The sequence below is a fragment of the Corallococcus sp. bb12-1 genome (assembly GCF_026626765.1).
In the GTDB taxonomy this organism is placed as follows: Bacteria; Myxococcota; Myxococcia; order Myxococcales; family Myxococcaceae; genus Corallococcus; species Corallococcus terminator.
In genome coordinates, this window is sequence record NZ_JAPNJZ010000007.1 from 501,558 (window position 1) to 519,438 (window position 17,881).

Annotated in this window: 11 protein-coding genes; 7 read left to right on the forward strand and 4 right to left on the reverse strand. The window is 72.1% G+C overall.

What is annotated here, in order from left to right; genetic code table 11:
* Positions 1-76 precede the first annotated feature (76 nt).
* Positions 77-3,736 carry a flagellar motor protein gene (locus OV208_RS12710; protein WP_324291372.1) on the forward strand — a complete coding sequence of 1,220 codons (3,660 nt, stop codon included), beginning with the start codon at positions 77-79 and terminating at the stop codon, positions 3,734-3,736.
* A gap of 23 nt (positions 3,737-3,759) precedes the next feature.
* The gene (locus OV208_RS12715; RefSeq protein WP_267574097.1) at positions 3,760-6,846 is read left to right on the forward strand and encodes a hypothetical protein; all 3,087 of its coding nucleotides are present in this window, start codon (positions 3,760-3,762) and stop codon (positions 6,844-6,846) included.
* On the opposite strand, the gene OV208_RS12720 is transcribed toward OV208_RS12715, so the two are convergent.
* Complete coding sequence (locus OV208_RS12720; protein ID WP_267574098.1) at positions 6,830-8,185, reverse strand: DUF4388 domain-containing protein; 1,356 nt, start codon at positions 8,183-8,185, stop codon at positions 6,830-6,832. The genes OV208_RS12715 and OV208_RS12720 overlap by 17 nt on opposite strands.
* A gap of 27 nt (positions 8,186-8,212) precedes the next feature.
* Between OV208_RS12720 and OV208_RS12725 the strand changes: the two genes are divergently transcribed.
* A complete protein-coding gene (locus OV208_RS12725) occupies positions 8,213-8,602 on the forward strand; it encodes a VOC family protein (RefSeq protein ID WP_267574099.1) in 390 nt (129 codons plus the stop codon).
* Positions 8,603-8,674: 72 nt separating this feature from the next.
* Positions 8,675-10,264 carry a general secretion pathway protein GspE gene (locus OV208_RS12730; RefSeq protein WP_267574285.1) on the forward strand — a complete coding sequence of 530 codons (1,590 nt, stop codon included), beginning with the start codon at positions 8,675-8,677 and terminating at the stop codon, positions 10,262-10,264.
* A 16-nt stretch (positions 10,265-10,280) separates the two neighbouring features.
* Here the strand turns inward: OV208_RS12730 and OV208_RS12735 are convergent, their stop codons facing one another.
* Genes OV208_RS12735 through OV208_RS12745 form a run of 3 tightly spaced genes read right to left on the reverse strand, consistent with a single transcriptional unit; the run spans position 10,281 to position 13,929 of the window.
* A complete protein-coding gene (locus OV208_RS12735) occupies positions 10,281-11,540 on the reverse strand; it encodes a hypothetical protein (protein WP_267574100.1) in 1,260 nt (419 codons plus the stop codon).
* Positions 11,537-13,477 carry a protein kinase domain-containing protein gene (locus tag OV208_RS12740; protein ID WP_267574101.1) on the reverse strand — a complete coding sequence of 647 codons (1,941 nt, stop codon included), beginning with the start codon at positions 13,475-13,477 and terminating at the stop codon, positions 11,537-11,539. The genes OV208_RS12735 and OV208_RS12740 overlap by 4 nt, the downstream gene beginning before the upstream one ends.
* Before the next feature lie 53 nt (positions 13,478-13,530).
* Positions 13,531-13,929, reverse strand: a complete 399-nt coding sequence (locus OV208_RS12745; RefSeq protein WP_267574102.1) for a PEGA domain-containing protein — start codon at positions 13,927-13,929, stop codon at positions 13,531-13,533.
* A gap of 328 nt (positions 13,930-14,257) precedes the next feature.
* Here OV208_RS12745 and OV208_RS12750 point away from each other — a divergent pair, with 328 nt between their 5' ends.
* The 3 genes from OV208_RS12750 to OV208_RS12760 are packed head-to-tail and all read left to right on the forward strand — an operon-like array spanning position 14,258 to position 17,881.
* Positions 14,258-15,259: a hypothetical protein gene (locus OV208_RS12750; RefSeq protein ID WP_267574103.1), complete on the forward strand. Its 1,002-nt coding sequence runs from the start codon at positions 14,258-14,260 to the stop codon at positions 15,257-15,259.
* Positions 15,252-15,983 carry a PIG-L deacetylase family protein gene (locus OV208_RS12755; protein WP_267574104.1) on the forward strand — a complete coding sequence of 244 codons (732 nt, stop codon included), beginning with the start codon at positions 15,252-15,254 and terminating at the stop codon, positions 15,981-15,983. Before OV208_RS12750 ends, OV208_RS12755 begins: the two co-directional genes overlap by 8 nt.
* A 17-nt stretch (positions 15,984-16,000) precedes the next feature.
* Entirely contained in the window at positions 16,001-17,881 is a 1,881-nt protein-coding gene (locus OV208_RS12760; RefSeq protein WP_267574105.1) for a hypothetical protein, read from the forward strand.

A 17,881-nucleotide genomic window follows, 5' to 3' on the forward strand; every position in this document is an offset into this window, starting at 1 on the left:
CGGGAGCGCGGGCGTGGGTACGCCGTGTCCTGCCTCGCCGTCGTGCAGGCCTTCGTGGGCGGCGAACGCCGCTTTCGTGCCGTTCATCGCGTGGGCCGCGCGGGGCGCCTCCGTCTCCGTGCATCTCGTCGCGAGGGGGCTCGCCTTCGCCGTGCTCCTGCTGTCGTCGCAAGCTTTCGCCCAGTCGCTGGCCCTGGACCTGCCCACCCAGGCTTCGACGATCGCGGGCCGCGTCTGTCAGGACGTGGATGGCGATGGCCTCTGCGGCCCAGACGAGCCGGGACTCGCCAACGTGCGCCTGGTGCTGGCCACCGGCCGTGAGGTGCGCACCGACGCCGCAGGGCGCTACCACCTCAACGGTGTGGACTCACGCCTTCCGGATACGACGGGCGGACTCCACCTGCGCCCCGGACGCCACCAGCTGAAGGTGGATCCCCGAGGGCTGCCATCGGCCAGTCAGGTGTCCCCGAAGGCCGCGACCGTGGAGGTCCCCTGGGGTGCCGCCGTCCTCCAGGACTTCGCCATCCGCCTGCCCCCCGCACCGCCTCCCGCTCCGGCGTCAACCACCGCCGCACGGCCTCCCGAGGCCCGCGTCGTCCCCGAGGGCGTCCGCTTCCTGCTCACGGGCCAGGCCGCCGCTGGTGAGCAGGTTCGCGTGGCCGACGTGGATGTGGCCGTGGACGCTTCTGGCGCATGGCAGGTGATGGTGCCGCTCCAGCCGGGGCTCAACGCTGTCTCCGTCACCACCGCGACGCCACGAGGGGAAGTGGGCCTCTTCCAGCGCCTCTTCGACGTGGTTCGACGCGGAGAGCGCGGGTGGCTCGTCATTCCCCGCGAGGCGACGCGCTTGGGCACCGTGAAGGGCCTTTCGTCCGACGCCGCGCCGCTGCCCACCGGAGACACGCGCGTGTGGGTGGAGGCGCTTCCCGGCACCGAGGTGACCTCGACCGGGATCGCGCTCACGGTGGGCCCCGACGGCCGCGCGAGCCTGCCCGTGCGGCTCGTGACGGGGCGCAACACGCTTGCCCTCTCCCTGCGAGCTCCAGGGCGGCCCGCGAGCGCCGTGACGCTGGTGCTCGAAGCGCGCGCCCAGCCCTTCGCCGTGGGTCTGCTCGACCTGGAGGCCAGCATCGCGCCCGCGGGCGGCGGCTTCCGGCTCCGGGGCCGTGGCGCGGTCCATGGCGAGGCACAGGTGGGGCCGGTGCAGGTGGTGGGAGAGCTGGACCTGCGGGACACGGACCTGCGCCAGTTGAGTGATGCACCCCTCGTGGACTGGCTGCGTCCGCGACATCCCGAGCGCTTCGACCGCTGGCGCGATCCCGACCTCGCTCCGGCGGAGTGGGGGGATGCTTCTCTGTCCCTCACTCCCAACCCCTCAGGCGGGCGCCTGCGCCTGGAGGCCCGGCACGAGCAGTATGGTCGCGCCGGCTTCGGCACCTACCGCGCGCTCCAGCAGGACCGGGAGGTGGGCCGCTACCACCGCCCCCTCTTCGGTCCGTACGCGGAGGTGGAGAAGCAACTGGGCGAGCTGCGCGTGGGTGTGGACGCGTTCGCGGGAGGGCTCGTGGATCCGACGCGAGGTCTGGCCGCGATCCCCGCGCACGAGGAGCTGCGGGCCACGGGCGGCAGCCTGTACTACCTGGGCGGCAACACCGTGGCGGAGGGTTCAGAGCTGGTGCGCGTGGAGGTTCGCGACGGCGTCACCGGGCTGCCTCTTGGCGAGCAGCACCTGATCCGCGGCCGCGACTACGACATCGACTACCTCGCGGGCCGCATCCTGCTCGCGCGCCCGCTGTCGATGTTCACGGGGTCCTCGCTGCTTCGCACGGACGCGCTCACCCAGGCACCCGAGCCGGTCCTCGTCGTGGACTACGCCGTGCTGCGCTCGGGCGATCCGCGCGACACGGTGGGAGGCGAGGCCTGGGCGAACTGGCGCGACTCTTCCGTGGGCCTGTCCGCCGTGCGCGAACGTCGCCAGGGCGCGCCGTTCCAACTGCTGTCCGGACGCGGAAAGACGCGACTGGGCGCCTACTCACTGATCGCCGAGGCCGCGAGCAGCCGGGGCCTCGCGGTGGAGCCGGGCGTCTTCGGCGTATCGGACGACGGCGGTCTGAGCTTCCTGCGTCCTGTTGGCACCCAGGATGATCACGGCGGCGCCGTGGGCCTGCGCCTGAGCGGATCCGTGCCCTTCCTGTCTGGCGGCACCGTGAACGCCGCGTGGCGCGAGCGTTCGAAGGGTTTCTCCGACGGTGCCCACCAGGAGGCCGCGCGCTTCCGACAGCTCTCGCTGCGCGCCACGCAGCCGGTGGGGCCCCTGGGCATCACGCTCCTGGGCGATGAGCGACGCTCGGCGGATCCGCGCCTGCCCTTCCAGGATGTCCCCTTCGCCGCGCGAACGCTGGGCGCCTCCGTCGGCTATCAGGAGGAGGGCGACTGGGGCGTGCGCGTGGAGGTGCGTGACGGTTGGTTGCGCGCCAGCGATCTGGCCGGTAGCGGCGAGGTCCTCGAAGGGGGCCGCACCTCCGCGGGCGTGGCGGGGCACTACGCCGTGGCCCCGGGCGTGGTGGTGTCCGCGGGCCACCGGCAACGGCTGTTCGAGCGTGGCGCGGGCCCAGGCCGGAGGGATGACACCTTCACCTCCGCGGGCGTGGAGCTTGAGTTGGGAAAAGACGCCGCCGTGGGCGTCAAGGGCGGCTGGGGCCCCCAGCTCGGCCCGCAGGCGTGGCTGGATGCGCGGATGCGGCGCGGCCCGGAGGTCTACTACGGCGGCTACTCCGTGGACGTGGACGGACCGGATTTCGGCGCGGCGCGCGCGGTGACGGGGGCTCGCACGGAGGTGGGCGACGGCACGACGGTGTTCGTGGAGGACGTGAGCGCGCACGACGCCACGGCCATGCGGCTCGCGCGCGCGGTGGGCTTCCAGCAAGCAGTGCTGAACGGGTTCAGCGTGGGTGCCCGTTACGAGCGCGGCGTGCGCCACCCGCTGGACATCGACGGCGACCTGCGGCGCGACGTGGCCAGCGTCTCCGCGCAGTGGCTGCAAGAGCGCGTGCGCGCGGACGTGCGCGCGGAGGTCCGTCACGAGGAGGGCACTCCCGCGCGCGGCGTCCTCCTTCCCGGTCAGTTGGTTCCGGCGCCGGTGGACCGCACCCAGGTGGTGCTGGCGCTGGCCGCCGAAGCTTTGCTCGCGCGCGACGTGACGGCCTCTGGACGGTTGGACTTCGCGCACACCGCGGGCCAGGACGGGCTGGAGGCGCGGTTCGCGGAGGGCTTCGCGGCGGTCGCCTGGCGGCCGGGCCCCTGGCTGGTGGTGGCCCGCTATGGCCTCACGCGGGAGCTTTCTCCTGGCGTCCGTTCGGCCTTCGGTGACCGGGCGCTCCAGACGCTGTCGCTGATGCCGGCGGTGCGGGTGGGCGACCGGCTGTCGGTGGCGGCGGGACTGCATGCCGGCCGCTCCAGCCTGGGGGATTCGGCCCGGTGGGTGTGGACGGGCACGCTGCGTCCGGCGGTGCGGGTGGTGGGGGGGCTGGAGGTCGCGGTGGAAGGCGCGCGTCGCACGTCCGCGGCGGATGGACAGGGCCTGTCCTCCTTCCGGACGGAGGTGGCGTACCGGCTGGATGAGCGCCTCCGGGTCGCCCTGGGGTACACGGTGCTGGGCTTCAGTGGTTTGGGGTTGGGGGCGGATTCAGTGGATGCTCCGGATCGCCTCTACCTGCGGGCGGAGCTGGCCTACTAGTCGCCTGGGAAGGAACGTTGAACGTGCGAGTCTGGATGGTCGGCCTGGGGCTGGTGCTGGTCGCTGGGGTGGCACGTGGGGGTTGGACCGTCACCCAGACCCAGAATGGCGTCCCAATCGATGTGACGGTCTTCCGGCCTGGCCACTTCGCCGTGGCCACGGGCGAGCAGCTGTTCATCTCCCGGGACGGCGGGATCTCCGCCCTGTCGGGGGAGATGGCGGGCAGCTTCCTTCAAGGGAGCGACTGCGTGGTGGGCATCCTCGCGGACGGCACGCTCCAGAGCGTCGCGGGGTGTTCGCCGGATGAGGGCAAGGCCCTGTTCCCCACCGCGAGCGACTACAAACTGAGAGCAGTGCGGCTCACCGCGGATGGTGGCGTGGGCTACGCCGCCGCCGCCCAGGTCCCGGTGGGGGGACCCGAATTCCGCTCGTCTGTCCTTCCGAAGGAGGGCACCGCGCAATGGGGACTCCTGACGATGCCGCAGCCCAACGCAGTGCCCCTGGCGCCGTTGGCGGTGCTGCCTCCTCAGTCCGACGGTGTGCCGCACGCCCTGTACTCCGTGAGCTCGGCCGTGGCCAACCTGGTCTGGTACCGGGGGGCGGCAGGGCAGACCTTCCTCGCGCCGGGTTCTCCTCCGTTGGCCTCGCCGCTCTCCATGGCCCTCCTTCCTGGACTGACGCCCGCGAAGCCGCTCGCCTTCTTCGGCAACAACTCAGCGCTCTTTCGCGGGACCCTGGAGGGGACGTCGTGGCCCTTTGCTCCGGTGCTCACGGGCGTCGGGTCGGTGGAGGCGCTCGCCTTCGACGTGGCGAACGGCTCCGCCGCGGGAGTCGGCTTCGGCCTGATGCTCGCCAAGAAGGACGGCAGGGTGAGGGCCTACAGCGCGGAGCCGGTGTCACCCTCGTCGCTGCCCGGCTCCATCTGGCGCGAGAACACCAGCTTCCCCACGGGCATCACCCAGAGCGGCGTGCAGATGTCGTGTTGGGGCGCGTCCTACTGCGTCGCCATCCTCAACGGGCCGGTGCAGAACATCCTCATCTACCAGAACGAGAGCACTCCGGACATGAGGCTCGCGCCCGACCGCCTCGACGTCGAGGAGGGCAGGACGACGTCGCTGGTCCTCAACCCGCGCGATGGCGACGGGGACGCCGTGAGCGTGACGTTCACGCCCCGGGACCCCAACGGACTGCTCTCCATCCAGTCCGGACCGCCTCCGGCGGGTGACAACGGGCTGACGCTGTCGCTGACGGCGGACTCGGGCTTCTGCGCGAGCCAGCGTGCCTTCCTCGACGTGGTGGCCTCGGATGGTCTGGCGGCGCACGACGTGACGAAGACGGTGGAGCTGCTGGTGAAGCACACCGTCCCGCCCGCCGCGCCCCTGGATGTCACCGTGAACGTGCCGGGCGGGGTCTTCTTCGCGGGCGGTTCCGCGGGCACCCTCACGCCGGTGCGGGGAGCTTCCGGCTGCGCACCCGTCAAGTACCTCTGGGCGACAGCGCCCACGAGGGCCCCCAAGCTCACCGTGACGGACATGGTGGCCACGCTCGACCCGGTCCTCGACAAGGCAGACCGGTGCAAGCCCGTCAGCACCGTCTTCACCTACACCGTGCGCGCGAACGACGGTGAAGTGGACTCCGCACCCAGGAGCGTCCCGGTGACGTTCCATCCCTGGGGACCTCCGGAGGCACCGTTCAGCACGCCTCCGATGCCGCGCTTCAGCGGAGAGAGCCTGCAGCCCCAGTCGCTCCACCTCTGTGCTCCCAACGCGGACCTTCCTCCGGTGACGACGCTGTGGTCGCGTCTCGACGCCTCCACGGGAGTGGCGGTGAACGCGGTGCAGGCGCTGGGGGCACCGCAACCGCCGGTCGGCGCGACGCCCGTCGAGGGAACCGCCGTCGTGGTTGATTCGCAGGGGGCGTGCTCCGACACCTCGGTGAAGCTGCGTGCGGTCAACCAGCTCATGGTGGCGGGCCAGCGTCTGGTGGGACCGGAGTCCATCGTCGATGTGACGGTGAAGCCGCGTTGGGTGCCCATGAAGAACGTGACGCCCGTCCTGACGCTGGACCCACCGGAGGAGCGCAAGGTGCGCGGTCGCTTGGTGACACCGGCCCTCACCTGCGTCTCCGCGCGCGGCATCACCACGGTGGTGACGCTGGAGTCCTCCGATGCTTCGGCCCAGGTGCTTGCCACCCAGACGTTCACTGGCGCCTCGGGTGACATCGAACTGGACCTGCCTCTCACCTGCGGGAGCGCGACCTACAACGTGCGCGTCCGCGTGCAGGAGATTGTCGCGGGTGGCGCCACCGAGACGTCCGAGTCGATCCAGTCGCTGACGCGCGACGCGCGCGACGTGGAGCTGGGCGACGTGGACGGAGAGCTCGTCGCCACGTGTGAAGACGGCGCCCGGGGCACGTTGCGGCAGACCTTCCCGGAGGGCGCCTGCACGACGGTGAAACTGGCCTGGTCTCACGCTGGGGGGCCGGAACTGGAGCCGATTGTGTCCACGGACGACTCGGCGGAGCTGTCCACGAAGGACAAGCAGTTGGAGTCCCTGGTGGGGGAGTTCGTCACCGTGAGCGTGGCGGCCACGGGCGAAGGGGCCTCCGCTGCGGCCCGCGAGCACACGGTCCGGATTGGCGCCCGGCCCTTCGTGTCGGTGGAGCGCCGCGCGGAAACAGGTCCGGGCTCCGACTCCAGCCAGGTGGGCGTCTCCGTCTTCCTGCGCAACGACACCGGGTGCGGCGTGTCCGCCATCCGCTACGAAGAGGTCCCCTCCGGCGCGGAGGTGGTGCAGGACAGCGTGAGGCTCAACGGCCAGCCGGTGATCGCCACGGCGCTGGAAGGCGGAGGCTTCGCGGTGGAGCCGGTGCCGCTGGAGGGGGGCGAGACCGCGACCCTCACGTACGTCATCCGCCCCGCGTTCCTGGGCGAGCCCACGTTCTCCGGCACCGCGACCCTGCGCGGAATCGTGGTGTCCCGCACCGAAGCGCCGCCCCCGTCCACGTCGGGCTGTGGCTGCTCCGGAAGTGGCTCCGGCGTGACGGCCTTCGGGCTGGGGGCGCTCGCGTGGATTGCGCGCCGACGGCGCGGCGTCAGAGCCCGAAGCTGATGCGCTGGCGGCGGTTGGGCGTCTGCTGACGCTCTTCCAGCACGCCCGACAGCTCCAGGCCGCGCAGGGTGGCCAGGGCCTCGCGCTCGGACAGGTCGGTGAGCGCGAGCAGGTCCTCCACCGTCTTCGTGCCGTCCGCGAACGCCAGGAGCAGCGCCTGCGGCCCGGCCAGCTTCAGCTCGTGCAGGCCGTAGGGCGGATCCGCCGTGGGGAACAACCGCCGCCCGGGCGCCATCCGCTGGCGCAGCGCCACCAGCGTCTCCGTGCGCGTCACGCCCTCCACGATGAGGTCACCGGGGAAGAGCGACAGCGGCACCAGGTCCGCGCGCTGCGGCCGCATGGGGCTGAAGCCGTAGCCGCCCTCCGTCCACGTGAAGGTGGACCAGAGGATGTCCTTCACCTGCTCCTCCAGCAGCCGCCTGCGCTGCGAGGGGCTCAGCAGGCCGCGCTTCAAGAGCGCATCCCCGGTGCGCAGCGTGTGCTCGCGCGCGTACGCGGTGGCCTCCGCGAGCTGGGCCTCCGTCAGCGCGCCCTTGCGCAGGCAGAAGCGGCCGAAGCGCTCCGGGGCCAGGTTGGACGCGGCGTACACGACGCGGCCCGCCTCGAAGTAGACGACCTTCAGCACCGTGCCCTGGCGCAGCTTCAGCTCGCCGTGGTGGCGCGCCTCGTAATAGGCGTTGAGCAGCCGAGGCACCGAGGTGTGCTTCAGGTCTCCGCCCAGCGACCACTCGGGGAGCTGTCGGCGGCGGCGCTCCTGGGCGGGCACGGCTTCCGTCCAGACGGCGTCGCGCCGGGCGAAGGGCAGGGGCAGGGACTCGGAGATTTCGTCGTCCTCGGGGGCCGGCTCCGGCGCGGCTTCCACGGACGGCTCGGAGGAGGGCTCGGACACCGTCAGCTCCTCCACCCCTTCGTCCTCCACCAGCTCCTCCAGCACGAGCAGGTCCACCTCGTCGAGCAGCTCCGTGTGGGGCACTGGTGGCACGCCCGCGGCCTCTTCCAGCGCGTCCATCACTGCGTCCAGTTCAAAGGGCTTCTCGAAGAAGGCGCGCGCGCCGTGCACTTGAATGGCTTCCTGGGCGAAGCGGTCGCCCTTGTAGACGCCGCTGACCGCGATGGCGGGAATGGCGTGGGCCCGGAGTGCGCCCAGCACCTCGCTGCCCCGGATGTCCGGCAGGAGCAGGTCCACCAGCGCGGCGTCGAAGCGGGCCGTGGGCCCCAGCGACTCCAGCGCCGCCTCGCCCGTGAACACGGTGAGCGCGTCGTGACCCCGGGTCTGCGCCACGGTGGCGATGAGGGAGGCCAGTTCCTGGTTGTCCTCGACGATGAGCAGTCGCGCCATGGGCGGGCAGACCCTACCATCAACGCCATGAAGGACGTTCAGGGCTTCCACCACGTGGCGATTCAAGCGAAGGACGTGGAGCGCGTCACCACGTTCTATCGGGACCTGCTGGGCTTTCCTGAACTCAAACGCCACCTGCGCGAGGACGGCGCCCTGCGGAGCGTCTGGGTAGGCGTCCCCGGGGGCTCCTTCCTGGCCATCGAGGCGGTGGACGGCACTCCGGAGGAATCCCCGTTCCGCCACCCGACGCCGGGCCTGCTGATGCTGGTGTTCCGCATCCCCCGGGAGGCGAGGGGTGGGGTGGTGGAGACCTTCGCCCGCGCGGGGGTGCCGCTGGAGCATGAGACGCGCTGGACGCTCTACGTCCGGGACCCGGAGGGCAACCGGGTGGGGCTGAGCCACCATCCGGAGGACTAGGGGCCCAGGCGGGCGGGGGGCGTCCGGCCGGAGGCTTGCGGAGGGTGACGGGGCATGGCTACAAGCGGCCCCATGCGCCTGGGTGAACTGCTCGTGAAGGACGGCCTGGTGTCGGCGGCGGCGCTCGAAGAGGCGCTGGAGTCGCAGGTCGTGCACGGCGGTCGGTTGGGGACGAACCTGGTGGAGCTGGGCTTGCTCTCCGAACCGGACCTGGCCAAGGCGCTGGGCAAGCTCCACAACTGTGCCTACGCGTCCGGGGAGATGGCGCCCGACCCGAAGGCCGTGGCGCTCGTGAACCCGAACGAGGCGGACGACAAGGAATACCTTCCGATGCGCTCGGACGCGACGCGGTTGAGCGTCGCGGTGGTGAACCCGCACGACTTCCCGACGTTGGACGCCATCGCGTTCAAGACGGGCAAGCGCGTGGTGCCGGTGGTCATCCCCGAGTTCCGGATGAACCAACTGCTGCGCCGGCACGCGAAGGCGTTCCGGCAGTTGCGCGCCATCGACATGAACGCGGTCCGTCCCCGGCCGGCGAAGGGCGCGGCGGCGGAGCTGGCGAAGGCGCAGGAGCGGCCTCCGGACCTGATGAGCGAGGAGGAGTTCCAGTCCGTCTATGCACAGGCGCTCGGAGGCGCGGACGCCGACGACGAGGCCGTGCTGGAGGGGGAGATCATCACCGGCGTGGAGGTGGTGGAGACGCCCGTGCCCCTCGCGCCGGTGGCCCGGCCGCCCCAGGCGCCGCCCCCGCAGGCCCGTCCCGCGATGCCTGCGTCCGTTCCGGCGTCGCCCCCTTCCGCGCCGCCCCCCTCGGCCCAGCGTCCGGTGCCCCCCGGCGTGCAGCCGCGCGTGAACATCCCCGCGCACGTGGCGCCGCAGGTCCCCGTTCCCGGCGCGCCCGCGCAGGTGGCCGCGCAGGCCCGGCCCACGGCGGCGAGCCCGGGGATGCCCATGCCGCCTCCGGGTGTCGTCACGGGCCCGCCGCCCGCGGGTGCTCCCGGTTTCTCCGCGCGCACGGGAGGGGTGCCTGCGTCGGACGCGGGAGCGCTGCCGGGCTTCGCGGAGCTGCAGACCTTCGACGACCTGCCGGTGCAGGCGGAGCAGGCCGCGAGGCCGGAAGCGCCGTCCGCGCGGCCCGTCGCGCCGCAGGTCCGCGCGCCCACGCCGCCTCCGAAGCCGATGACGTTCCCGGAGGCCCAGGCGGAGCTGGCGCGCAGCTCGGACCGCGAGGACGTGGCCCGCACGGTGCTCCGGTTCGCGCTGGGCAAGTGGCGCCGGTCCCTGCTGCTGTCGGTGCAGGGCAACCTCGTCACGGGCTGGCACGGCATGGGGCAGGGCGTGCGCGACGAAGCGGTGCGCCGCATCGGTGTGCCTTTGCGAGACCAGAGCACCTTCCGGCTCGTGCGCGACACGCGCTCGCACTACGTGGGCCCGGTGAAGCGGGACGCGGCGATGGGGATGTTCTACCGGCTGCTGGGCGGCGGCTTCCCCACGACGGCGGTCATCCTCCCGCTGCTGGTGCGCGGCAAGGTGGTCCACCTGCTCTACGTGGACAACGGACCGGATCAGCTCACCCCGCCGGACGTGGGCGAACTGCTCATCCTCTCCCAGAGCGTGGGCCGCTCGTACGAGGCGATGATGCGCAAGCGCAAGAGCGCCTGAGCCTCCCCGCCGTCCGTCACAGGTCCGCCGGGTTGCTCAAGTCCTTCCCTCGGGGCACGGATGTCGCCGGCACCACGAGCCGCCGGGCCTTCTGGAACAGGGGCGCGGGCGGATCCTCGGCCACGTACACGCCCCAGAAGTACTCGCCCGGAGCCAGGCCGGGCAGCACCACCTGTTGCGTGCTGCCTTCGACCACGAGCACCGGGTGGCGCAGGCTCCGCTCCCTCGCCACGACGAGCCGGTAGCGGGGCTCGCCACCGACGGACTGCCACGCGAAGACGATGTCCTGCGCCGCCGCGTCATCCGGGGCCTGGTAGTCATCCCGGGGCGCGATGAGCAGCGCGCGCTTGAGCTTGCGGTCCACGAAGATGCGGCGGGCGAAGCCGGACTCGCCCGGTAGACCCTGGCCATCCAGCGCGGACACGCGCCAGACGAACATCCCGGGCTCGGGGGGACTGAACGTGAACCCCAGGCCGTCCACCTGCGTGTCCACCACGCGCTGGGTGAAGCCCAGGTCTCGCGCCACCTGCACCTGGTAGCGCCGCGCTCCGTCCAATGCCTTCCAGGCGAGGGGGATGCCCAGGTCCTGGCTCCACTCGATGCGGGCGTCCACTCCGGGCGACAGGCTCGCGGGGAAGGGGGGCCCGTCGTGTTCGGCGTCCTCCAGGCCCCGAGCCACCTCCAGCCAGCTTCCCGCGCCGAGCGTGCGGCGGTGGGGCCCTTCCGAAAGCATGAGCCGTCCCCGGGACACGCTGAGCTGCATGCCGTTCGCGGTGCGGGTGACGCGGAACTCCGCGGGTCCCTCGTGCGCGTCCACCGTGAGCTCCACCTGACGTCCGTCATCTCCCCGCAGGACGAGCGGGCCATCCCGCAGCGCATCCACGGGGAGCACGCCCCGAGCGGTTCCCGACTCCAGCGCGACCACCGCGCCGCCCGCGCCGCCTCCGTCCACCGGCGCGGGCCGTTCCACCAGCACCGCGGTGCGCTCTTCCAGTTCGAAGCGACCGCCACCGCGCAGCTCGATGCGCGCGGAGGCCGCGACCCCGGTGCGCACCCAGTCACCCGCGCGGAAGGTGGCGCCTGCTTCGAACGGCTCCCAGAACGAGCGCGCGGTGCGCATCGTGTCCACGGGCCCCTGGGCCATCGCGCACGTAGCCACGATGGCCTCCAGCTCCCGCGACACGGCTTCCACGGCGCCGGCATCCCCCGAGGTGCGCGAACAGCCCGCCAGCGACAGAAGCAGGAGAACGAACGAAGAACGCGAACGGGTGCTCATGGCTTCCTCCATCCGGTGGAAGCGCGGCGTGCTTCGTCCTCCAGGGACTGGAGCTTCATCCGGGGGACATTCCGCCCCGGCGCCGCTTCGAGCGCGGCGCGCAGATGCGCCACCGCCTCCGCCACGTCGCCCCGTTGCACGGCCTCCGTCGCCAGCAGCTCGAAGCCATCCGCCAGGGCCTCCAGCCGTGCCAGCACGCGCGGATCCTCCGGACCCAGCGCCCGCGCCGCCTGGAGCTGCGCCAGCGCGGTGTCCTCTCCCGCACCCGACAACTTCGCCACCGCGATGAGCCGGTCCGCCCTCACCAGATGTTCCCCCAGCGCCGCTTCCCGCGCATGCAGGGGCCACAGGAGCGCCGCACCCGAGGCGCCCAGGACCGTGAGCGCCATCGCGCCCCACCGCAGCCCCTGCTGGTGACGCGACGCCATCAACTGCAACGCTCCCGGGATCCGCCGCTCCACGAAGCCCAGCCACCGCCGGGAGCCCCGGGGCCGGTCCCTGCCGCGAGCCACGCCGATGAGCGCCTCCGTCTCGCGCTGCACCCGATCCAACGACTCCCCGAACAGCTCGCGCATCGCCTGCACCACATCGAAGGGGGGCAGGGTGCCGCGCACGCGCTCCAGCGCCTGTCGCAAGGCCTGGGCACTGGGGGCCCGGTCCTTGGGATCCGGTGCGGTGGCCCATTGCACCAGACGCTCCAGCTCCGGCGTCACCTGGGCATTGAAGCGCGACGGACGCAGGCGCCCGGCGTGCTCCGCCTCCGCGACCTCCCCGAAGGCGCGCTTCAGCGTGAGCAGCTCATGGAGCACCAGCCCCATGCCGTGGATGTCCCAGCCGGGCTCCGGGCGTCCTCCCGCGGCCTGCTCCGGCGCCATGTACGCGCGCTTGCCCACCACCAGCAGGTCGTTGCCGCTGGCGATGCTGGCCGACGCGACGCCCATGTCCACCAGCTTCACCTCGCCGTGCAGCCCGATGAGGAGGTTGCCCGGGCTCACGTCGCGGTGGACCAGGTGCAGCGGGCGGCCATCCAGGTCGCGCTGGTCGTGCAGGTACTCCAACGCCTTGCCCAGCTCGATGGCGAGCGTCACCGCGAGCGCCACCGGAGGAGGCCGCCCGCGCTCCCGCAGCCGCTCCATCAGGTCCGCGCCATTGCACCCGTGCACGTACTCCATCGCCATGAAGGGCCGGCCGGCGGCGGAGCCCACGTCGAACACCTGGATGACGTTGGGGTGCTGGAGCGTCGCGCTCAGGCGCGCCTCGGTGAGGAACAGCTCCGACAGGCGCGGGTGTCGCGCGTACTCCTGGAACACCAGCTTGAGCGCCACCAGCTTGTCCACGCCCTCGGCCATGGTGCGCCGGGCGAGCAGGACCTCCGCCATCCCGCCCGCCCCCAGGCGCTTGAGGAGCTGGTACGGACCGAACGTGTCGAAGGGCCGCAGCCCGCCCTGCCACGCCTCCGGGTCGCGTGCGTGCAGCAGCTCCACGTTCGAATAGTCATGCAGCGCCGGGGCCCCCTCCACCGTCGAGCGGGGCCGGATGCCCACCGGCGTCGGCTCCTCCCGCCAGGAATCCGCGCTCCCCGACGGGGAGGCCTCGGGCGCGTCGACGGGAGCCACCACCGGCACGGGGGGCGGGCTTTCGTCGCGAGGGCTCACCGGCAGCGGAAGGCTTCCTTCGTCCAACGCGACGAACTTGACGAAGTAGCCGCGCACCCAGCCGGACACCCCGTGCTCCATCACGCGCACGCGACCGGAGACGACCGGCCCCGCGCCCTGGAAGGCGACCTGGAGCGGGAACTCCGTCCCCAGGGGCTGCGGCGCATCCGCGGGCACGAACAGGCCGTGCTCCGACATGCTCTTCCACAGCCGCGCACGCGACTCCGGTGCATCCGCGAACGGCAGCCGGAACAGCCGGCCCTTCCTGACTGGCAGCTTCACTCCGCTCCCCCTTCCTGCGAATGGCGCTGCGCCCCGTCCCGTCCGGCGATCCCTCACGGTGATGCGCTCAACGTCACCTGGATGGGCTCCGGCCGGTCGCCCACCATCACCTCGGCCCGCCAGGTGGAATGTCCCTCCGCCTGGACGCTCACCTGATGGACGCCCGGCGCCAGGGTGACGAGCGATTCCAACTGCCGGGCGAACCCCACCGCCCGGCCGTCCACGAACACGCGGGCGCTCTCCGGCATCACGTCGAACTTCAGCCCCGTCGCTCGCGCACGCTCCACCCGCACCGCGCGGGTCAGGGGCGCGGACGGGAGCACCACCTCCATTCGCAACAGCGGCAGCGGCAGGGCCTGGGCGTGGACCAGGGGGTAGCTGGGGAGGCGCGCACAGGAGCAGGTCCCGGCCATCAGGAACGCGATGAACAGACGTGACGTGTGCGGGGGCATGTCAGGGATTGGAGCGCGAGCGCGGGGGCCTCCGTCAAGGCACCGGCCCCCACGTCGCGGCCGCTGTTCCCGCCCGCACAGCGCAAACCGGGGAGGCGTCTTCCCGACCCACCGGCCCAGGTCGTCTTCCGGGTGGGAAACGCGGATGTCCCCCGGTGGACGAACCGCCGCCCACCGCGTGCCGGCACGCATGACGGCGCGTGCGTGCGGGGTGACCTGGGAGGTGACAGGAATTGAGAGGAATTGGAGCCAGGAGGGGGTCCATCCTGATCCAGGCATGTCAGACGGCGCCCGTAATCTGCGACGCATTCCAGCCCGAACCCGGCCCATGACGACCCGACCTCCACTGCCCGACACCGCGCCCCGGACTTCGTCGTCTTCCCCCCACCGAAGGCTGTTCGCCCCCGGGCGCGATGGTCTCATCCGGAGCCAGACACCCCGCTTCACGGACATCCAGCCGCTGCGGCTGGAGGACTTCCTGTCGGGCTCTGCCCGGCGCCGGGACGCCTTTTGCCGGACGCTGGTGGAGCACCTGTCCGAGCGCGGCTTCTTCTACCTGGAGCGACCCGAGTCGCTGCTGTCGCGTCACGATCTGGACGGCCAGTTCGAACACTACGAGGCCACGTACCAGCACGCGCTCCTGGCGCACCCGTACCTCCACGCGCTGATGCCAGCGGAGACGGTGTTCCAGACGGGCTACAACTCCACGTGGTACCCGGAGTCCACGGTGGTGCGGCAGGCCATCGAGGCCTTCATGGCCAAGCCCGTGACGTGGAGCAGCTTCCGCCGGCGCGTCGTGCCGGAGCCGGTGCGGGAGCTGCTGGGGGCGTCGGAGGACGCGTACCTCGCCTGTCACGCGGTGGGCAGCGTGCTGCTGGAGGCGCTGGAGCTGGGCTACGGCCTGCGCGCCGGAGGGCTCACGCGCCTGTTCCGCCGACGCACGGAAGGGGCGGTGCGGTTCGTGAAGTACCACGCGCCCAGCGTCGCCCGGAGGCGGCGGGAGGTGATGGCGCACGCGTCGGAGCCGCACGCGGACAAGAGCTTCTTCACCTTCAACCTGGGGGAGTCGAGGCCGGGGCTCGTGTGGCTGGACGGGGACGTGCCCCGCCTGATGCCCAACGACGCCGGGCACTGGCTCGTCACCTCCGGCAGGTTCTCCGAAGGGCTGACGCGGGAGCTGGAGGCGCCGGTGCGCGCGTTCCGTCACACGGTGGTCAACGACGGCGAGCGCGTCGTCGTGCTCGGCTTCGTGACGCCCGAGGGGAATCTGCACGACCTGCCGCTGGAAGACTGGCCCGCGCCGACGCGCCTCGGAGGTGCCCGTGGCTGAGCACGCGCAGCGCGAAGAAGGGGGCCCGGAGCACGTGTTCTTCTCGCCGCATCCGGACGACGTGGCGCTGGGGGCGTACGCGAGCCTGCTGGGCGTGCCCCGGGGCATCGTCCCCACGCTCGTCACCGTCTTCTCGCAGAGCTGCTGGGAGTTCGTGCTCCCGGTGGATCCGACGCGGGCGCTGGCGGTGACCTCCCTGCGGATGGGCGAGGACCGGAGGTTCGCGCGGGCGCATGGCGCGGACCTGGTGCACCTGGGCTTCCGGGACACCAGCCTGCGCTCGCCCCCGGGAGGCCGGGCGGAGTCGGAGGAGGCCACGGCGGCGCTGTCCCTGCGCGTCCGGGAGGCGCTGGGCGACGTGCTGGCCCATGTCTCCGACGACGCCGTCTGCTACGTGCCGCTGGGCATCTGCAGCCACGTGGACCACCTGCTGGTACGCGACGCGGTGCGGGCCCTGCGGGGGGACCGGGGGCGGATCGTCTACTACGAGGACCTGCCGTACTCCGCGCACCACCCGGATGATGAAATCGTCGACTACGCGTGGGCGCTGGGGCTTTCGCCCCGGTGTCTGGACCTGACGGCGCTGTGGCCCGCGAAGCTGCGCGGCCTGTCCTTCTACGCAAGCCAGCTCGAAGCCGCGACGCTGCCCGCGGTGGAGGCGCACGCGAGGCGGCTGGGCACGGGCCGCAAGCTGTGCGAGCGCGTCTGGACGGTGGGCCCGTGAGCGTGGGGGAACCCTCCATGAACGGCGAGCTGCTGGTGCACCTCTCCTACGAAGCCACGCGCACGCTGGGCGGAATGGGCGTGGTGCTGGAGCACCTGCTGGCGGCGCCCGGATACCGGGAAGCCTTCGCCCGCACGCTGCTGGTGAGCCCCACGGTGCGCCCGTGCGGCCTGGGCAGCTATGCGCCGGAGGAATCGCTCGCTCGCGACCTGGAGGCCCACGGCGAGGTGCTCTACAGCGGCCTGCGCCGCCACAACCCGGAAGCGTGGACGCGGGTCTTCCAGCCGGTGGAGGCGCGGCACGACGTGTCGTTCGTCTACGGCAGGCGCGACGCGCCGGGCGGGCCGGTGGAGGTGTTGTTGGTGGACCTCACCGATGTGCTCCGGGGCTACCGGGTGCGGCTGGGCACGCTGCCGCTGTTCCTCCAGCGGCTGCACACGCTGCTCGGGGTGGACCTGCCGTTCGACTGTCGTGGCGGACGTCCGGCGCCATGGCGCGCGCTCTCGCGCGTGTGGCGCGGCGTGTTCGGCACGAGGCTGGGCGCGGCGCCGTGGCTCAACCGCTTGTTCCGGAGCGCGGTGCACCACGGGCTCATGGATGCGCCGCCCCTGGACCACGACGCGATGCTGGCCATCACGCTCGCGGAGCCTGTCTTCGACGCACTGGAGCGGCTGCGCTCCCCGGACGGCGCGGGGGCTGTCATCCTCGCGCAGGAGCACCTGTCGCTGCCGCTCGCGTACAAGGCGCTGCTCGACGGACAGGCCTGGTGCCGCACCGTCTACTACGCGGGCGAGGTGCGCACGCCCCGGGTGCTCGTGGAGTACGGCGAGGCGGGGCAGGGTGCGTCCGATGCGCGCTTCTACAACGTGCAGCGCCAGGGGCTGGAGCAGGGCCGGACGTTGGACCAGGTGTATCCGGTGGGCACCTGGCCCAACTTCCAGATCCTCCGCAACGGCCATCTGTGCGAACGCGTGGGCGCGGTGAGTGCCTCCGTCGCGGACGAGCTGCGCTTCCTCGATGCGCGCTATTCGCTCCAGCCCGTGACGGTGGTGCCACACGGGCACCGGGCGATTGAAACGAAAGGGGCCGCGAAGGAGGCCGCGCGCGTCCGGGTGCTGCGCCATGCACGCAAGCAGTGGGGCCAGGACTTCCGCCTGCTGCTCACGCACATCTCCCGGGACGAGGTCTGCAAGGGGCTCTGGCGCGACGTGGACGTCTGCGAGCACCTGGCGCAAGTGCTGCCGGCGGAGCGACGGCCCGCGCTGCTCGTGATGGTGACCGAGTGGAACGAGGCGGAGCCGTCCGACAACCTGCGCCACGTGAAGGCGCGGGTGGAGGCCTTCAACGCGAAGGCCACGGGTGTGCACATCGCGCTGGTGAACCAACCCACCTGGCCCGAGGGACTGGACTTCACGCGGGACGACCTGCACCGCGCCACGGATGTGTCGTTGGGCCAATCCCTGTACGAGTCATACGGGCTGGCGCAACTGGAGGCGCTGGGCTGTGGCGCCGTCTGCGTCATCTCCGGGGCCAGCGGCGCCCGGCGCACCCTGCGCGAGCAGTGCGAGGCCCTGGGGCTGTCGGAGTCCGCGCACCCGAACCTCGTCGTGGCGGACCCCGTGACGGACGCCCGGGAGGCGGGGCTCGCGCATTCGGTGGAGACGTGGAAGGCCCTGCCCGCTGGCGTGCTGCGGGAGCAGGAGCTGCGCACCGCGCGGCGCGTGGCGGAAGCGGTGCTGTGCCGCCTCCCGCGCGATGGGAACGAAACACGTCTGCTGATGGAGACGGGCCGCGCCCTGGCCGAGCGGATGCGCTGGGAACCCATCATCCGCGAGCAATTGCTTCCCCTCATCCGATTCCCGGTCCGCGAGGCGGCGGGATCCGACTGGAGTGCCTGA

Excerpts from the sequence above, each read along its gene's own strand:
- OV208_RS12750 (WP_267574103.1), top strand. The coding sequence starts at position 14,258 with ATGACGACCCGACCTCCACTGCCCGACACCGCGCCCCGGACTTCGTCG.
- OV208_RS12760 (WP_267574105.1), top strand. The coding sequence starts at position 16,001 with ATGAACGGCGAGCTGCTGGTGCACCTCTCCTACGAAGCCACGCGCACG.
- OV208_RS12730 (WP_267574285.1), top strand. The coding sequence starts at position 8,675 with ATGCGCCTGGGTGAACTGCTCGTGAAGGACGGCCTGGTGTCGGCGGCG.
- OV208_RS12735 (WP_267574100.1), bottom strand. The coding sequence starts at position 11,540 with ATGAGCACCCGTTCGCGTTCTTCGTTCGTTCTCCTGCTTCTGTCGCTG.
- OV208_RS12745 (WP_267574102.1), bottom strand. The coding sequence starts at position 13,929 with ATGCCCCCGCACACGTCACGTCTGTTCATCGCGTTCCTGATGGCCGGG.
- OV208_RS12725 (WP_267574099.1), top strand. The coding sequence starts at position 8,213 with ATGAAGGACGTTCAGGGCTTCCACCACGTGGCGATTCAAGCGAAGGAC.
- OV208_RS12720 (WP_267574098.1), bottom strand. The coding sequence starts at position 8,185 with ATGGCGCGACTGCTCATCGTCGAGGACAACCAGGAACTGGCCTCCCTC.